The organism is Sphingorhabdus lacus (genome assembly GCF_009768975.1).
GTDB classification, from domain to species: domain Bacteria; phylum Pseudomonadota; class Alphaproteobacteria; order Sphingomonadales; family Sphingomonadaceae; genus Sphingorhabdus_B; species Sphingorhabdus_B lacus.
Genome location: NZ_CP035733.1, coordinates 2,159,860 through 2,175,217 on the forward strand (window position 1 = coordinate 2,159,860; position 15,358 = coordinate 2,175,217).

A 15,358-nucleotide genomic window follows, 5' to 3' on the forward strand; every position below is an offset into this window, starting at 1 on the left:
AGCCCAGTGCATCACCCATTGCTTACCAGAGAGAACGATCATGATTGAGCAGGAATGGGCCATAATACTCGCCCGCATTCAATTCGCCTTCACTGTCAGCTTCCATTTTTTGTTTCCGGCCTTTTCGATCGGACTGGCCAGCTATTTGGCTGTACTCGAAGGACTTTGGCTGAAGACCAACAAGGGCGTTTACGCCAATCTATATCGGTACTGGCTCAAGATTTTCGCGGTCGTTTTTGCCATGGGTGTCGTCTCGGGGATCGTGATGTCCTACCAATTTGGCACCAATTGGTCGGTGTTCTCGGATAAGGCAGGCCCGGTGATTGGCCCTTTGATGGCCTACGAAGTTCTCACAGCCTTTTTCCTGGAAGCTGGCTTTTTGGGCGTGATGCTGTTCGGTATCAACAAAGTGGGTCGCAAGCTGCATTTCGTTGCAACTTTGGCGGTTGCCGTTGGGACCTTCATTTCCGCTTTCTGGATTCTGTCGGTGAATAGCTGGATGCAAACACCTGTCGGCTATGAAATTGCAGCAAACGGCCAATTCATGCCCGGCGACAGTTGGTGGACAATCGTCTTCAACCCCAGCTTTCCCTACCGCCTGATCCACACATTATTGGCTGCCTATCTGACAACCGCCTTCGCCGTAGGCGCGGTCGGTGCATGGCATCTGCTCAAAGACAAAAGCAATTTGGGTGCGCGCAAAATGTTCTCCATGGCGATGTGGATGGCCGCCATCGTTGCCCCTCTTCAGGTGGTCGCAGGTGACTTTCATGGGCTCAACACGCTGGAGCACCAACCAGTGAAGGTGATGGCCATTGAAGGCCATTATCAGAGCCACCCCGAGGGCGCACCTCTGATCCTTTTTGGAATTCCGAATAGCAAAGAACAGCGCGTGGACTATGCGATAGAAATTCCCAAGGCTTCGTCGCTTATCCTTAAGCATGATGCCGATGCACCAATGGCAGGGCTGGACACGATCCCCGACGCGGACGAACCGCCCGTCGGGATTGTATTCTGGGCCTTCCGCATCATGGTCGGTCTGGGCATGGCAATGGTGGGTATCGGATTGTGGAGCCTGCTCGCCCGTTTCCGGAAGCGGCTTTATGACTGGACACTGCTGCACAAGGCAGCTGTTGCGATGGGCCCATCCGGCTTTATCGCGGTGCTTGCGGGTTGGGCGGTCACGGAAGTAGGCCGTCAACCCTTCACGATCTATGGTGTTCTGAGGACGGTCGATAGTGCTTCACCCCTTGATGCCCCAGCCGTTGCATTTTCGCTTCTGGCTTTCGTCGTAGTGTACTTTGCGGTGTTCGGCATGGGCATCTGGTATTTGCTGCGGTTAATGAAGAAACCGCCAGAAGCACATGAAGCGCCGCCGAGCGATGCACCAATCCGTAGCGCCGGGATCACTCCAGCGCCGCAAGTGCTGTCGGGCGATGGCGTTCCCGGCGATGCGCGAAGCGGGGAGATCGTATAATGGACCTGACAGTCATCTGGGCCGGCATCATCGGCTTCGCTATCATCGCCTATGTCGTCATGGACGGCTTTGACTTGGGCATCGGCATTTTGTTTCCCTTGTTCAAAGTGGGTAAGGATCGTGACACCGCGATGAACAGTATTGCGCCAGTATGGGATGGAAACGAGACATGGCTGGTGATGGGAGTCGGGGGGTTGCTCGCGGCCTTTCCGCTTGCTTATGCGATCATATTGCCTGCGCTCTATGCCCCGATGATCGCGATGCTATTGGGACTGGTGTTCCGCGGCGTCGCCTTTGAATTCCGCTGGCGCGACCCGGATCATCGCGAACTTTGGGACCGTGCATTTACGACGGGTTCGTTCATTGCCACCTTTGCGCAGGGCATTGCGCTGGGCGCCTTGCTGCAGGGGATCACGGTCGAGGGTCGCGCCTATGCTGGCGGATGGTGGGAATGGCTTTCGCCGTTCAGTATATTGACCGGCTTTGGATTGGTTGTCGGATATGCGTTGCTGGGCGCGTGCTGGCTGAACTGGAAAACCGAAGGCGGATTGCAACGGCAAGCTGTCACTTATGCCGGAAGGCTCGGCATTAGTTTGCTTATCGTGATCGGCGTGATCAGTCTCGCCACGCTGACGCTTGAGGCGCAATATCATAACCGTTGGCTCAGTTTCCCGGGAGTGCTGGCAACCGCATTGGTTCCGATTGCAACGATCGCTGTGACAATTTTCTTCTACCGCAGCCTGCGTCAGACCAAAGACGCCCAGCCCTTCTTTTGGGCGCTCGCACTTTTTGGTCTTTGCCTGATCGGTTTGGGAATTTCGATTTGGCCCAATGTCATTCCCGCGCGAGTTACGATTTGGGAAGCGGCTGCACCCTATCGCAGTCAGCTTTTCATGCTGATCGGTGCCTCGATCATGGTTCCCACTATCGTCGCTTACACTGCATGGTCCTATTGGGTTTTTCGCGGTAAAGTCGGGCATGATGGGTATCATTGATGCCAAATGTTAAACAGATTGGCTGGTTTGCCGGCATTTGGGCGCTGAGCGTTGCGGCATTGGCGATAGTGGGCGGTATAATCCGCTGGGTACTAGTATAAGTGTCTGCCAAGGGAGAGGTATAACATGACCAGTCAGAATGAGAGTAATCCAGAAGCATTGAAAGGCGAGGACTGGGCAGGAGAGATGGGCGCCAAATGGCTTGCCAATCTGGAGCGCTTTGAAGGCATGATTGCTCCGATTGGCGAGGCGCTCCTTAAACAAGCAGATTTCAAACCTAGCGAACGCGTGCTCGATATCGGATGTGGCGGCGGCGGTACCACGATTGCTATTGCAGAGGCAGTGGCACCTTCAGGTGAGGTTCTAGGTATCGACATTTCACCTGACCTGACAACCGCATCGACGCAACGCGCGAGAGATGCCGGTGTTAGCAATATTCGCTTCATATGCGCCGACGCGGCGACCATCCAGCTCTCTGATGCGCCTTTCGACCGGCTCTTTTCGCGCTTTGGCAGCATGTTTTTTGCTGAACCGCACAAGGCCTTTGCAAATTTGCACAGCCTGCTGCGTCCCGGCGCGCGCATTGATCTGGCTGTTTGGGGTCCGCCGCGGGACAATTTGTGGATGATGGAAATGATGGGCGTTGTCCGCCGCTATGTTGAAATACCCCCGGCGATTCCTCGCGCGCCCGGTCCGTTCGCGTTTGAAGACATCGACTATTTGAACGAAATACTTGCAAGCGGCGGCTTTTCCCGAGTGAGCATTATCCCTTATCAAGGCTTGCAACCGATTGGAGGTGTGAATGTCGAACCGCAGGATGCGGTTTCATTTGTGCTGTCTTCAATGGCGGTTGGACGCGCGCTGGACGAACAAGGTGCAGATGTTCGAGCGGCAGCTGAAGCGGATTTGGTTAAGTTATTCAAGAGTCATTATGTCGCTGAGCAAGGCGTGATGATGCAGGGTAAGGCTTGGCTCGTGTCCGCGACGGCTTAAAGGTGGTCCCCTTTATCTGAAGTTATGTTTTGGCCAACCGGAATGAACGGCTTGTTTTGAAGAGGAAATTTGGTCGTTTCAATGGGGGCTATTTTAGAGAAACCCGTCGCTAAACATCACGTCCGTTGTTGCGCTCAAACACCCATTTGGCGTTAGCTCAAATAGAAGGACCGAATTTGCCGAAGAGTCGGCGCAGTTGCGGGCAAACACGCCGCAGCAACTGGCAAACAAGATGCTGTTCATCCTTTTGACTTTGGCTCTAGTGTCGATTTTCGACCTCGACCGTCCCGCAACAGGTGCGATCAGGGTCAGTCAGCAGCCAATGGCCGAATTGATAGCCAGTTTTCGAAATTAGGAGCCATATCCCGATCGCTCATCACGGGCGCTGCTTTAGAATATTCGAATTTAGGTACGTGGGCCGATGAGACAATCCCCGAATAACGAACTCTACAGTCATTCTGGCCAGTCAATTTCTCCAGCGTCGGCCAGAAGTTTTAGCATGACGGCTGCGCCGCATTGTTGGGATTTTGCCGTAGCGCTCCATTTTCGGTCAGCGATATATTTGCCGCGCTCATAATGGTTGGAAAAGCTCCATAGATAGGGGGACGCGACCCCATATCGGCGATATCCAAATCCGTTATACGCTTCCAGCCGATACAAGGTTCGTTCTAGCGACCAGTCTTTCTGGTCTGCAAATCCCAAAAGACGCAAGGCATCGCGCGCGCTGGATTCCCAATCGGATGGAGGCAGCCATTTCGTCGGACGTCCGGCTGGCACCTGACGCGTGCGGGCGGTCAGCGGAAAGTCGCCATTGTGTAAATGCGCCCTGAAATTGAAACTCGATTCCAGCGCATGGCAAACCGCAATAAAATACCAGGGCACGCCAGTATTGTCCGAAACAGACTGGTAGCGCGGCTTTGATTTTTGCATCATCTCACGATGCCAATCGGTACTGTCACGATATTCCGACCGCACCGCAGCGGAATGGAACAGGCGCCGATACTCGTCTTTCAAGCTCAAAAAATCTTTCGATTTACTGAGTGGTGCGTTTGTATCTGTCTCGCTTCGCTCCTCCGACGGTTTCACCAGTTCAGGAAGCGGGACTCCCTGGGCCATAGACAGATGACTGTGCGCAAATCGCCCTTCCGGTTGTGGAAGCGAAATAGTGATCGACAGGTTTAGCAGCGCCTCGGGCAGTTCATGCTGTGTTGCATGCAATTCGGCGAGCAAAGAGCCTGCTTCGTCTGCAAGTCCAAGATCAACCAGTTCGCTCCGATCAATCAAGGCCACCAGTCGCGGCAATACAAGTTGGTAGATTGACGTTTCTGTGGCGAACACCCTCTCACCTTTGCGGCGTTGTAACGGCGACTCTGCAAGCCCTTTTCGATCGGCATCGGCTTCCAACCGTATGATCTTTTCGACCGTGGTTGCGATACTCAACGGCTTTGCGGGAATGAACTGCATCAGGGCCTTTGGAACCTTAATACCGAATAGGTCCTGATCCTGCGCAAACACAGGCCCCCCGATCGTACCGAGCATCGCGGCTTTCAAAAAATCGCGTTTGCGTAACCCGTTTTCACCCATCGAGTCGCTCCCAAGCCATTCTTTTACCAAGAAGGACTGCACCGGTCGAATCAATCAATCTCACTTCCTTGAAGCGAAGCCCGAAACGGTGCGGGGAGCCTGCTCGTCCCTCTAACTGCTTTGGGGAGCCTTGGCCTCAGGAAATAGTGGCCACGCCAATTGCTGCCCTAATGTCGCCTCTGGTAAATTTTCTACGCCATAGCTTTGCGGATAGGTTCGCGTGATTTTTGCGGTGCCAAACAGCACATCCCAGAAGAAGAGCAGATTTCCGAAATTGCCTTTATAGTTCACTGCTGGGTCGCTGTAGTGACGGCCATGATGGGCATGATGGGTGGCAGGCGTCGAAATTGTCCGTTCGACCACCCACATGACTGGGGAAAACCACTTGATTTTGAGTAGCTTCGCATCCCACGCAACATCACTATGCGCGCCAATGATAACCAGTTGCTTGACCACAACATAGCCCGCATAAACCCATCCCAAGCCCATGTAGACCAACACTGCGGAGAACCAGATACTGGGCATCAGCGCATAGTAAAAGACGTTGTTCCGGTAGACCAAGCGCACGCTCATATAACGGGCATTATGGTGTGCACGGTGCATATTGTAGAGCCACGAAAAGCTGTGCGATGCACGGTGCTGCCAATATTGCATCATATCGTCGAGGATCAGAAATAACCCGATCGCCAGGAATATGTTTATATCAGACAACATACCCCGCCACTCGGGCCGAAGCGATCCGAGCGCATAGTCGACAAATATGAGAATGGTCGGCTGAGTAATGACCAGAAGCAATATTGTGCTGATAATTTCAACTAGGCCATCGTCCCGGGTTTGCTCCATCTTCGAAAAAAGACGAGTGCGAAACAGTTCAAGAATCCCGAAAGCGACATAAATGGCAATAACAGCATAGGTTGAAGTAGGCATCTCGGTGGTTACTCTCTATCGTAATAGGGGCTGCTATCTAAAGCTTCTCTCTGCGGGTCAGCCGACCCAAATAGGCGAGGTGTAGGCCCGCTCCTGATCCTTGAGTTTGGCGCCCGCCGACGGCTTTGCCTTGAAGCGCACCGCGTCATAGGCGGTCCAGCGTGGCGTCGGTATTTCTAGCACGCGGGCGTAGTAGAATGCCTTTTGGCCCTTCGTGAAGTCAGGATCGCGCCAGACTGTGCGGAGTTCAGGCGCGCCAATGCTGTTGCTATAGCTTGCAGTCGCGAGATCGACGGTGTCGCCCACAGGTGTCAGCCTGCCCTTTGCGATCTTGCGTTTCTTTGGCGCGCTCCAGACGACGTCATAGATTTTTTCCTGTGCCAAACCTTTGGCGTCGACCCATCCCTTGACGATCTGTATCCGGTCCAGATTAGCCCCGATCGGGTCCTTCAAGGCCTGCACAACAAAGCTTGGTGTGCCTTTTCCAGCGCTCAAATTACCGCCCATGGGGACGCCTTTGGAATAAGCCGCTTTTACCCAGTCCCCTGTAAATAGGGACGATGAAAAACTCCAGCCGGCAAACATTCGGACCGACATGCGCGGGCCGGTGGTGGCGTAAACTTCGCGGCGCAACAGGGCATCGAATATCGCCTCGCGTGTGTTGGCCGTTGCCCAAACGGCGGCGAGCCCGCCCGCGAGATAGTGATAGCCAATGCGCGATTCAGCGATGCCGGGGTTGACGACGGTGTTCATTCGGCCGGCACCAGGTTCGTCGTTCGAGAATTTGCCGAAGAAATTATTTTCGTCTGCGGTCGAAAGCCCCGTGTGTGAGTCTGTCGAACCGATCATGCCAAAAGCATAAGGGTTGACCCCCGTACGCTGCTCAATCAGCAACCCGCGCTTCAACGCTTCACGCGCATATTCGCCACCAAACATCTCGGGCTTTTTAAGCTGCGACAACGGCGCATTGCCATTCTCCCATCCGGCATCGCCATAATCCGCAAATTCATCGTTGCGCGAAAGAAGCGAATGGCTTTCACTATCGCCCTTAATCTGCGTGACTTCGATCACGGGTTCAAAGGCAGCGCGGCGGCGGGCCTGTTCGGCTGTCATTGGGCCGCCATCCTGGCCGGTCAGGGCAAAGAATATGCCGTTCGAAAGATTGGGGTTATGCGGGATCGCCAGCATTTTGCCGCCGCTCGCCCGTTCGTAAGCCTCCATATAATCCCACAGTGGCTCTGGTCCCTTGGTCCCTTGTGAGGGAAAAGGAAGAACGCTGCGTGCCTTATCCGCTCCGTCGCGCAAGATGACATTGCGGTGGAGCGAATTGCCTTTAATCGAAAGAGAAAACTCGAAACCATGCAGCGCGGTGAACTTTCCGGGTTCGTTATAACGTTCGACAGAGTCAATCTGTGCATCCCAGATACGGCGCGTCATTGCCGTCACACGGTCGGGCCGTATCAGTTCCTGCGGAATCTTTCCGGACTGGAATGCTGCGATGATTTCCCGGGTAACGAGATAGGCCTGATTACGGTCGCCATGCATCAGGTTGCGCCAGCGCTTCAGAACTGGATCGTTCAGATCGGCCTCGGCCGTATTGTAGAGATCGGTGGTGACGCCAATTGCATCGCTATGGTCAGCGATGACGAGGAAATCGAGCGGACGTGAAAGCTTGGCCTGTATTCCGCTCGAGCTGATGATTTCCTCGCCTCGTGCAAAGCGCAGGGCTTCATTGGGCGACAGGCGGTTCCCTGCGCCAAAAGCATCAAAACTGTTGGTTGTATGGAGGTGCGTATCACCGAAAAGTGGGCGTTCTGGATAAGGGCTGGGCGTAACTGGCTTTTCGGACCCGTTAATGGGCGAAGCCTCGGCCGACATGTTGGCAGGCTGATTAAGCAATGGCACCGCGATCAACGCGGTAGCGGCGGAAGCGGAAAACAGTAAAGACCGCTTCATGGCATCTTCCTTACAGGGGGTGGCACATAGCTTTGGTCAATCAAATCCTGACCCGGCAAATAGGACCGCAAAAATAGGTTGAACTTGCTCTTTGGTATGGGAAGCCAGTTTCCGATCATCTTCTTGGGCGGAGTATCGGCCTGCACCAAAAGGGTCAGCCCACCATCCGCATCATATTTCATGTCGCGGTCCACACTGCCCCGCGAATAACGGCCAAGCGGATTGTCAATCAGATCATATTGTTCGTCATAAACCACAATCGACCAAAAAGTCTTTGCCTTCGGAATCTGGCCCGGTTCGAAGCGGACGGTGTATCGGCCTGTGCTGCCATCGAGCAGTTGACCTTCACCGTCGTGATGTGCGCGCAACTTCACCACTTCCTCGATATGATGTTCTTGCATTCCGGACAGGCTCTGCGTTGCGGCGCGCGTGAGCAAATCATGCGTTTCAGCCGTACGCCCCCATGCCTTATTTCCGTATGCCCAGTGATTGACAAACTTTGTGCTTCCGCCCGCGACAGAGACTTGCTTCAGAAACGCCAAGCCATCAACCATTGCGCGCTGCAGCCCTTTAAGGGTGGCCGGATGAAGTGCCGAAAAGTCTGTCGATTGCCCCGGTCCAATTCCTACACTGGCCATCATTGCCACAAATGCTGCATCTTTGGCAGGAGGGGGGCTTTCCGTCATGGCGCGGTTTAGGTTGGCAAAAAAGGGCAGCGCGCTGCTTGGTGGCGCTGGATCAATTACGTCACGGTCCGTTTCAGGCGCTGTGTCGCCGCGCAACCATTTGGAAAGCGGCGCGATCGCAACGCCGTCTTGCACCTTGTGCGAGGCCATTAGCGCTTTGCGGTCGACGATTGCCGTGCGCAGTAACAATAATCCTGCAGCATTGGGCGCGCGGATAACGGAATCGATACCGGCGGGTATCTCACCCTGCCAGTCATCGCGGACAAGCAGATGTTTGCCTGCTCTTCCGCCCGTAGCCCGTGTCCCGAGATAGGCGAAAATGTCCGAATACATTTCCATGAACTGGACACTGTAATACAGATCCGGCGAAGCAGGGACCGTGAGCACCACCGGTTCCTTGCGGACATCAAACCAAGCCGCCGAATAAAGAAGATCCGGCGTAACCGAACTGTGAACCTTATCGGTCGCATCAGACGCACGTCGCGAATGGAACCAGGTGTTAAGTGGCATGTCGGCTTGCCCGTTAGGCTTCTCGATCATACCGTAACGCACATTGATATTCTTCACGGCGGGGAACCCGTAAATCACCGCCTGCATGCCCACAGTGTAGGCGTAGGTTTCCCGCCAATCTTCCGTCAGCTTGGCTTCGGATGCATTGTCCACGGGCCTTTGCGCGACTGCAGGGCCCGTCTGCATGCAGGTCAAACCCACGAAAGCAAGCAAGGTCAAACGGAAATGCTTCATGCAGAATCTCTCCCAAATTCCGGCTGTGCTTATCGCTGAACCGCTCGAACTTGATTCTTCTTAAAGCAAATGCGAGAAACCAGATGTCATCTAGATGACAATTGGAGAAGGGGTTTTTGTGAGGGTTCCGAATTGGATCGACCAATTGCCGCTCGATGCACGAACGGCGCTGCAAATGGCCATGCAATCTCGCGCATTTCCCCGCGGCGCATTAATCTACAATCGTACCGAAAAACCCGGCGGGCTCTATTTGATCCGTTCCGGGTCGGCTTTGTTCCAGATTGATGGTGCAAACGGCAAGCGACTGCTCCTTAAAATCGTGCGCGAAAATGAGTTATTCGGGGAGATCGTCGCTTATGATGGCAAACCGGCTCCTATTGCGGTCGAGGCGCGCAGTTTGCTTTCAACCGACTTCATTCCTGCAGCACGCTTGGAACAATTACGCGGTGTGTATCCCGAAATTGACAAAGCACTCGCGACCGTGGCGACACAAAATCTTCGAGCAGCGCTTGCAGCAATCGAAGAGCTATGTCTCATGGACTTGCATCAACGGGCGGTCGTCTGTCTCAAAAGATTGTGCGTGGATGCAAACGATCCGAGCGAAAACAATATGCGTCTTGACATTACGCAGACCGAATTCGCTTCCATGCTCGGAGCATCACGGCAGGCGACCAACAAGATACTCGGTCAGCTTGAAAGAAACAAATTGCTAAAGCGGAATTTCAGATTTCTCGAATGCACACCGATTTTCAAACGGGAACTAAATCCTGTCACAGTCGAGTAAAACGAGATGCCCGCCGCATCAACGAGTGCAACCTTATTATGAGGGCTGGTGCAAAGCAAACGAGTTAGTTTGGTGACTATGCGAGAACGAGCACATTGTCCTTTCGTGTAAGCGCACGTTCGGTTCTTGATGCCAACATCGCCCGCCCCCCGGTGCGGTCCAGAAGTTGGTCAAGCCGATTAGCATCAGCGCCCGAGAGTCCATCGGCGAGTGTCTGGGCGCGGCTGAAGTGCCATAGCGAGTGGGGATTGCTTGCACGCTCCATTACAACATCACGCCATGGGTAGCGTATCCATCCCACAGTGGGATGGACACTTCGGCTGTCATTATACGAAACCAGCGTACCGGGCGCGGGGTTGGAGTGGTCATTCACCCATGCGTTGAAGCAGGCCGTATCTGCCGTAAAACCCGGCGTCCAATGAGCAAATATGATGGCGAGGATGGCTTCAAGCGTTGGGGGGATATGGTCGTCGGTTGGAAAGCTGTCGGAATATCCGGCATATTCCCCGTCAATAATCTCGGGACTGTTCATCCGCTCGGTCCATCGAAAGACAGAGGGTGCCGTCGTCTTCATCAGATACGCCGGCACAGGGTCACGTCCCAAATGTGCGTAAAGCGGCGCCATCATGCCAAAGTCGGCAAGGCTGGGTCGCCCGCCCAGCAAATAGGGGTGGAGCCGAAAATGCTGCTCCAAAGCATCAAGCAGTTCTACGTAGCTTGCTTCCATCGCAGGAATAACAGCGGGGGTTACGCCAAGGCCGGGAAGAAATCCCGAAAAGCGCGTCATAAGCTTACCGGCTGTTTCCAGCCGTTGTTCATGCTCCATCGGCGGTACTGCCCGCGCGAATTCAGTGCGCAAGAATAACTCCTGCTTTTCGCGATAGGACCATCGGTAATGCATCGCCAATGGCATCATATAATTCGACCCGAATGCATCGACGAGATGCGCTACGAACTTCTGGACGGGACCGGGTGGCGTGAAGTGGGGCCCTGTTTCGCGGGATTCTACCAGATCGATGATGGCCGTGGTATCTTGAACAAGCTCTCCCTCCGGCGTTTCCATCACGGGAATTACCCTGTGACCAACCCTTTCCGTAACATCCGATAGGAAGCGGGCGTCGGACGCCATGATTTCCCTGAAGGACACGCGCTTTTTGATCAGATAAGATCGCACCTTACCTGTGTAGAGCGAATGCGGGGTTCCCCAAATTATATATGTACCTGTCATAATCCCCGCCTACCCCTGATTTTATCTGTTGGCTTTCGTTAAAGACGCCTGCCCTACCCTTCATACTGCGCGGTTTTGAGGGAACTTGACATCGCGCGCCATTCACTGTTTGCTCTTACCTAATGGGGAGGGAAATATGGCCAAATGGGTGTCGAGCTCAGCTCTTTTTGGCGCGCCTGATTTGGTCGCGAAACTCGGTGGTGACTGGGCGGCGCTTTCGGCGGCCGCCGAACTGGACATAAGCGAAAATCTCGAACCGGCCAAATTGATTGAAGTTGCTGGATTAGCACGCTTTCTGGCGCTTGCCGCGGAGACACTGGAATGCGAATCCTTCGGCTTGATGCTTTCGCAATATCAGGGTTTTTCCGTTCTGGGGTCGCTGGCTCTGCTGCTCGAAAGTGCGGATACGATCAGGGAGTCTCTTCAGGATCTTGCCGCCTATTTCCCTGTATTTACGATGGGCGCGTTGATCGCTCTCGTTGAAACAAAGGGAGGAATAGAGGTCAATTACGAGCTTGCCGCTGGCACCGGTTTGCCACACCTGCACATTACCGAGCTTGGTTTCGGAATCCTGGTGAAGGAGATGCGTCGTCATATTCCCGGATGGGAACCGGAATATATCACGTTCAGACATGCCCCGCCCGAGAACAGCACCCAGCACCGGCAGTTTCTGGGTAAAACAATTCATTACAACGCCGATCGAAATTCGATTTTCATTAATCACGAAGACTTGGCGCAGCCGACTTGTGTACGCAGCATGCAGGTGCATGGCGAACTGGCGGCGCAATATAATGTTCTTCGCGAAGCAACGCCCGGCACCGTCACCGCTGCTGTGGAAACAATTGTCCGCGCTTTCATGGCGCATGAGACAATCCACCTATCCAAAGCGGCCACTCTGTTGGGCATGTCGCGCCGGACATTGCAGCGCAAGCTTGCTGAAGACGGGACAAGTCTTGCGGAGATAATCGATGCCGTCCGTGCCGATCTTGCACTTTCCTACCTACAAGAGTCGCGGTTGAAAGTTACGGAAATTGCCGAGATTCTGCAGTTTTCTGAAACAAGCGCCTTGTCGCGCGCGGTCGTCCGTTGGTACGGCCAATCGCCCCGCGCCATCAAAGACGGGGCCTCCATTTCGCTGTTAGCTGCGTCCCAAAAACCGGACCGCAAACGGGGCGCCGGAAGTTTGGCGCACTAAGTCAAGTTTATGATTGCGACATCGCTAACATCGATAATGTCGGGAATCTGATAAAAACTCAAAGCTCCCGACAAATGGCGGTCAACGAACCGCAAATCGAGGGAGAGAGATCATGAAGAAGTTAGGATTTTTGGCCGTCTCGACGCTTGCCGTGATAGCCGCAACACCCGTGTTTGCGCAGACGGAAAGTGCCGAAAGCGATTCCGGTGAGGAACCCATCATTGTTACGGCGACATTGCGCGCCATGGATGTCCAGGACATTCCATTGGCTGTTACCGCAGTCGCGCCTGAGGCACTTGAACGTCAGGGCATTAACGACATTAAGAACCTGGCTTCTATTTCGCCGAGTTTCAACATCCAGTCCTCGCAGACTGAAACGCAAGGCACCTCCATCAAGATCCGCGGTGTTGGCACCACGGGCAACAATACCGGTTTGGAAAGCTCGGTCGGCGTCTTCATCGACGGCGTCTATCAATCACGTCCCGGCGTTGCGCTTGGCGATTTGGTCGACCTTGAGCGCCTCGAAATTCTGCGCGGGCCGCAAGGCACATTGTTTGGCCGCAATACTTCGGCAGGTGCGCTTAACGTCACAACGAAGCGCCCTAGCCTGTCCGATTTCGAAGGCTTTGTGAATGCCAGCTATGGCAACTACAACTTCATGAATGTGCAAGCAGGCGTAAGCGTTCCGATTGCACAGGATGTTGCAGGCGTCCGGCTTTCCGGCACATGGCGCAAGCGTGACGGCTACCTAAAAACACCCGGCGGCATCGAAAGCAACGATCGCGACCGTTATATGCTACGCGGTCAGCTTTACATTGAGCCGAATGCCGATGTGAGCATCCGTCTTCTCGCCGACTATGCAAAAACCGATGAACAATGCTGCCAGGCAGTGATTGTTCGCGAGACAGAACTCGCTCCTTTTTCGGCTTTTCACGGCCTCGCCAGCGACGGCGTCGACCAATCGGGCATGAGTGCGCTGAACAATCTTTCTGTTAATGCGGGAACCTATTTGAACGGTTCGAAGCAATGGGGCTTTTCAGGCGAATTGAAATGGGATCTGGGCGGTGCCAAGCTGACCTATATCGGTTCCTATCGCAAATTTGACTCCAGCTCGACGACGACGGGTGGCTTCACCGCCAACGATACCTACACCGTAGGCAATGGAGCAACGACTTCGCGTCCCGGTATCTTGCCCTCGGGCGACCATATCAAGACCATGACGCACGAGCTGCGCCTTCAGGGCACGGCATTTAACGACAAGCTGGATTGGTTGATCGGTGGTTTCTACGGCGACGAGAGCATTCGTGCCGACCAGACCATGACTTTGAATGCGGATTTCCAACGTACAGGTGGCGCTTTCAACTTTGGAAGCGCGGCTGGCGTAAACCCGTTGTTTGCGCTGACGGCATTAGGCAATTTGGGTGTTCCTGTTAACGCCAATGGCAATTATGCCGAAAACCGCTTTTTGCAGGATGCAAAGAGCTGGTCTATTTTCACGCACAACGTGTTCAACATCACGGACCAACTGAGCCTCACTTTGGGCGCACGCTATGTGAAGGAAAACAAGGACGCATCCTTCAACCAACTTGGTGCCACAACCGGTGCCGGAGCCAGTGCTTGCCAAGCGAGTGTTAATGGCGTTTTGGCAGGAACCGTTCCCGCGCCGCTGCGCGCAGGTCTCATCGGGATCAACTGCTTCCCCTTTGCAACCTCGGTTAATCTGACGGCACCGGCTGCATTGGGTGGCGGATTGGCCAGCCGTCTGCTGCCATTGCCACGCGTATGGTCCGATACATTCAAGGATGACGAGATCACCTACACCGCGCAGGTTGGATATAAGCCGAATGAAGATCTGCTCTTCTATGCTGGATACAGCCATGGCTTTAAATCGGGTGGCTTCAACCTCGATCCGCAATCGGCAACGCTGCAGAACTCGGCTGCCATTCTGGCCGGTTTGGCGACAACACCAACGCCGGTGATCGTGGCACCAGTCTATGCTGACCCCAGCTTTAAGTCGGAAAAAGTCAACCAGATCGAAATCGGTGTGAAGGCAACATTGTTCGGCACGATCAAAGCCAACCTGGCCCTATTCGACATGAAGATGAGCGATTTCCAGGTTCTTGAATTCACTGGTGTCCAGTTCCTCACGTTTAACGTTAATTCGGCGCGGTCAACAGGTGCCGAACTCGAACTATTTGGGAAGCTGAGCGATCATATCTCGGCGAATGTGTCAGCGACCTATGCCAATGCACGCTACCCCAAAGACTGCAATGTAGGCGTCGTTGCGGCGGCGCTTGCTTCGGTTAACCGTCTTTGTGGATCGACACTCACCAACGCACCCAAATTCGCCGGTGTAGTCGGCCTGACATATGATGGACCGCTCAACAGCTCCGGCTGGGGGCTGCTGATCAACGGCAACATCAACTATTCGGATCGCCGCCGGACCAGCACCATTCCCTTGGATACCAACAACCTGCCGATCCCGCTGGATTATCAGAATGCCTATTTCAAGATGAATGCGCGTATTGGCCTGACCACACCTGACGAACGGTTTACGTTCGAATTGTGGGGCACCAATCTGAACAACGAGATCACCCGCGGTGTGACCGCCAACACCCCGCTTCGCGGCGGTGCAGGCACACGCTCACGCATCGGTTTCGTTGAAGAGCCGCGTATGTATGGCCTGACCGTACGCGCGAAATTCTAAAGCGTGTAGGACCGAACTTACAGTAGTTCGAATGACTCGGTGCGGATTTGAAAGGGAAGGAATTTCTTCTCTCCTCGTCCTT

Annotated in this window: 12 protein-coding genes; 7 read left to right on the forward strand and 5 right to left on the reverse strand. The window is 54.2% G+C overall.

Annotation, left to right across the window (positions count from 1 at the left end; translation table 11 throughout):
- The first annotated feature begins 40 nt into the window (after positions 1 to 40).
- Genes EUU25_RS10155 through EUU25_RS10170 form a run of 4 tightly spaced genes read left to right on the forward strand, consistent with a single transcriptional unit; the run spans position 41 to position 3,465 of the window.
- Positions 41 to 1,477, forward strand: a complete 1,437-nt coding sequence (locus EUU25_RS10155; protein ID WP_158900662.1) for a cytochrome ubiquinol oxidase subunit I — start codon at positions 41 to 43, stop codon at positions 1,475 to 1,477.
- On the forward strand, positions 1,474 to 2,472 hold the full coding sequence (cydB, locus tag EUU25_RS10160; protein ID WP_158903315.1) for a cytochrome d ubiquinol oxidase subunit II: 999 nt from the start codon (positions 1,474 to 1,476) through the stop codon (positions 2,470 to 2,472). Before EUU25_RS10155 ends, cydB begins: the two co-directional genes overlap by 4 nt.
- The gene (locus EUU25_RS10165; protein ID WP_187351265.1) at positions 2,472 to 2,573 is read left to right on the forward strand and encodes a DUF2474 family protein; all 102 of its coding nucleotides are present in this window, start codon (positions 2,472 to 2,474) and stop codon (positions 2,571 to 2,573) included. The genes cydB and EUU25_RS10165 overlap by 1 nt, the downstream gene beginning before the upstream one ends.
- A 25-nt stretch (positions 2,574 to 2,598) precedes the next feature.
- Complete coding sequence (locus EUU25_RS10170) at positions 2,599 to 3,465, forward strand: class I SAM-dependent methyltransferase (RefSeq protein ID WP_158900666.1); 867 nt, start codon at positions 2,599 to 2,601, stop codon at positions 3,463 to 3,465.
- A gap of 453 nt (positions 3,466 to 3,918) precedes the next feature.
- On the opposite strand, the gene EUU25_RS10175 is transcribed toward EUU25_RS10170, so the two are convergent.
- From EUU25_RS10175 to EUU25_RS10190, 4 genes are all read right to left on the reverse strand, one after another.
- Positions 3,919 to 5,049 carry a hypothetical protein gene (locus tag EUU25_RS10175; RefSeq protein WP_158900668.1) on the reverse strand — a complete coding sequence of 377 codons (1,131 nt, stop codon included), beginning with the start codon at positions 5,047 to 5,049 and terminating at the stop codon, positions 3,919 to 3,921.
- A gap of 111 nt (positions 5,050 to 5,160) precedes the next feature.
- The gene (locus tag EUU25_RS10180) at positions 5,161 to 5,976 is read right to left on the reverse strand and encodes a sterol desaturase family protein (RefSeq protein ID WP_158900670.1); all 816 of its coding nucleotides are present in this window, start codon (positions 5,974 to 5,976) and stop codon (positions 5,161 to 5,163) included.
- Between the two features lie 57 nt (positions 5,977 to 6,033).
- Positions 6,034 to 7,932, reverse strand: coding sequence for a DUF3604 domain-containing protein (locus EUU25_RS10185; RefSeq protein ID WP_158900672.1), 1,899 nt, complete (start codon positions 7,930 to 7,932; stop codon positions 6,034 to 6,036).
- The gene (locus EUU25_RS10190) at positions 7,929 to 9,362 is read right to left on the reverse strand and encodes a DUF1254 domain-containing protein (protein WP_158900674.1); all 1,434 of its coding nucleotides are present in this window, start codon (positions 9,360 to 9,362) and stop codon (positions 7,929 to 7,931) included. Before EUU25_RS10190 ends, EUU25_RS10185 begins: the two co-directional genes overlap by 4 nt.
- A 181-nt stretch (positions 9,363 to 9,543) precedes the next feature.
- Here EUU25_RS10190 and EUU25_RS10195 point away from each other — a divergent pair, with 181 nt between their 5' ends.
- Entirely contained in the window at positions 9,544 to 10,146 is a 603-nt protein-coding gene (locus EUU25_RS10195; RefSeq protein ID WP_246162997.1) for a Crp/Fnr family transcriptional regulator, read from the forward strand.
- A 76-nt stretch (positions 10,147 to 10,222) separates the two neighbouring features.
- On the opposite strand, the gene EUU25_RS10200 is transcribed toward EUU25_RS10195, so the two are convergent.
- Positions 10,223 to 11,374, reverse strand: a complete 1,152-nt coding sequence (locus EUU25_RS10200) for a glutathione S-transferase family protein (RefSeq protein ID WP_158900678.1) — start codon at positions 11,372 to 11,374, stop codon at positions 10,223 to 10,225.
- 136 nt (positions 11,375 to 11,510) lie between these two features.
- On the opposite strand from EUU25_RS10200, the gene EUU25_RS10205 reads away from it, so the two are divergent.
- Together EUU25_RS10205 and EUU25_RS10210 are read left to right on the forward strand one after the other, a co-directional pair.
- Entirely contained in the window at positions 11,511 to 12,569 is a 1,059-nt protein-coding gene (locus EUU25_RS10205; RefSeq protein ID WP_158900680.1) for an AraC family transcriptional regulator, read from the forward strand.
- 112 nt (positions 12,570 to 12,681) lie between these two features.
- Positions 12,682 to 15,276 carry a TonB-dependent receptor gene (locus EUU25_RS10210; RefSeq protein ID WP_158900682.1) on the forward strand — a complete coding sequence of 865 codons (2,595 nt, stop codon included), beginning with the start codon at positions 12,682 to 12,684 and terminating at the stop codon, positions 15,274 to 15,276.
- Positions 15,277 to 15,358 lie beyond the last annotated feature (82 nt).

What these genes read in the sequence shown, in the direction of transcription:
- EUU25_RS10165 (WP_187351265.1), top strand. Translation starts at nt 2,472, where the DNA reads ATGCCAAATGTTAAACAGATTGGCTGGTTTGCCGGCATTTGGGCGCTG.
- EUU25_RS10195 (WP_246162997.1), top strand. Translation starts at nt 9,544, where the DNA reads ATGCAATCTCGCGCATTTCCCCGCGGCGCATTAATCTACAATCGTACC.
- EUU25_RS10170 (WP_158900666.1), top strand. Translation starts at nt 2,599, where the DNA reads ATGACCAGTCAGAATGAGAGTAATCCAGAAGCATTGAAAGGCGAGGAC.
- EUU25_RS10190 (WP_158900674.1), bottom strand. Translation starts at nt 9,362, where the DNA reads ATGAAGCATTTCCGTTTGACCTTGCTTGCTTTCGTGGGTTTGACCTGC.
- EUU25_RS10180 (WP_158900670.1), bottom strand. Translation starts at nt 5,976, where the DNA reads ATGCCTACTTCAACCTATGCTGTTATTGCCATTTATGTCGCTTTCGGG.
- EUU25_RS10200 (WP_158900678.1), bottom strand. Translation starts at nt 11,374, where the DNA reads ATGACAGGTACATATATAATTTGGGGAACCCCGCATTCGCTCTACACA.
- EUU25_RS10205 (WP_158900680.1), top strand. Translation starts at nt 11,511, where the DNA reads ATGGCCAAATGGGTGTCGAGCTCAGCTCTTTTTGGCGCGCCTGATTTG.
- EUU25_RS10175 (WP_158900668.1), bottom strand. Translation starts at nt 5,049, where the DNA reads ATGGGTGAAAACGGGTTACGCAAACGCGATTTTTTGAAAGCCGCGATG.
- EUU25_RS10210 (WP_158900682.1), top strand. Translation starts at nt 12,682, where the DNA reads ATGAAGAAGTTAGGATTTTTGGCCGTCTCGACGCTTGCCGTGATAGCC.
- EUU25_RS10155 (WP_158900662.1), top strand. Translation starts at nt 41, where the DNA reads ATGATTGAGCAGGAATGGGCCATAATACTCGCCCGCATTCAATTCGCC.
- EUU25_RS10185 (WP_158900672.1), bottom strand. Translation starts at nt 7,932, where the DNA reads ATGAAGCGGTCTTTACTGTTTTCCGCTTCCGCCGCTACCGCGTTGATC.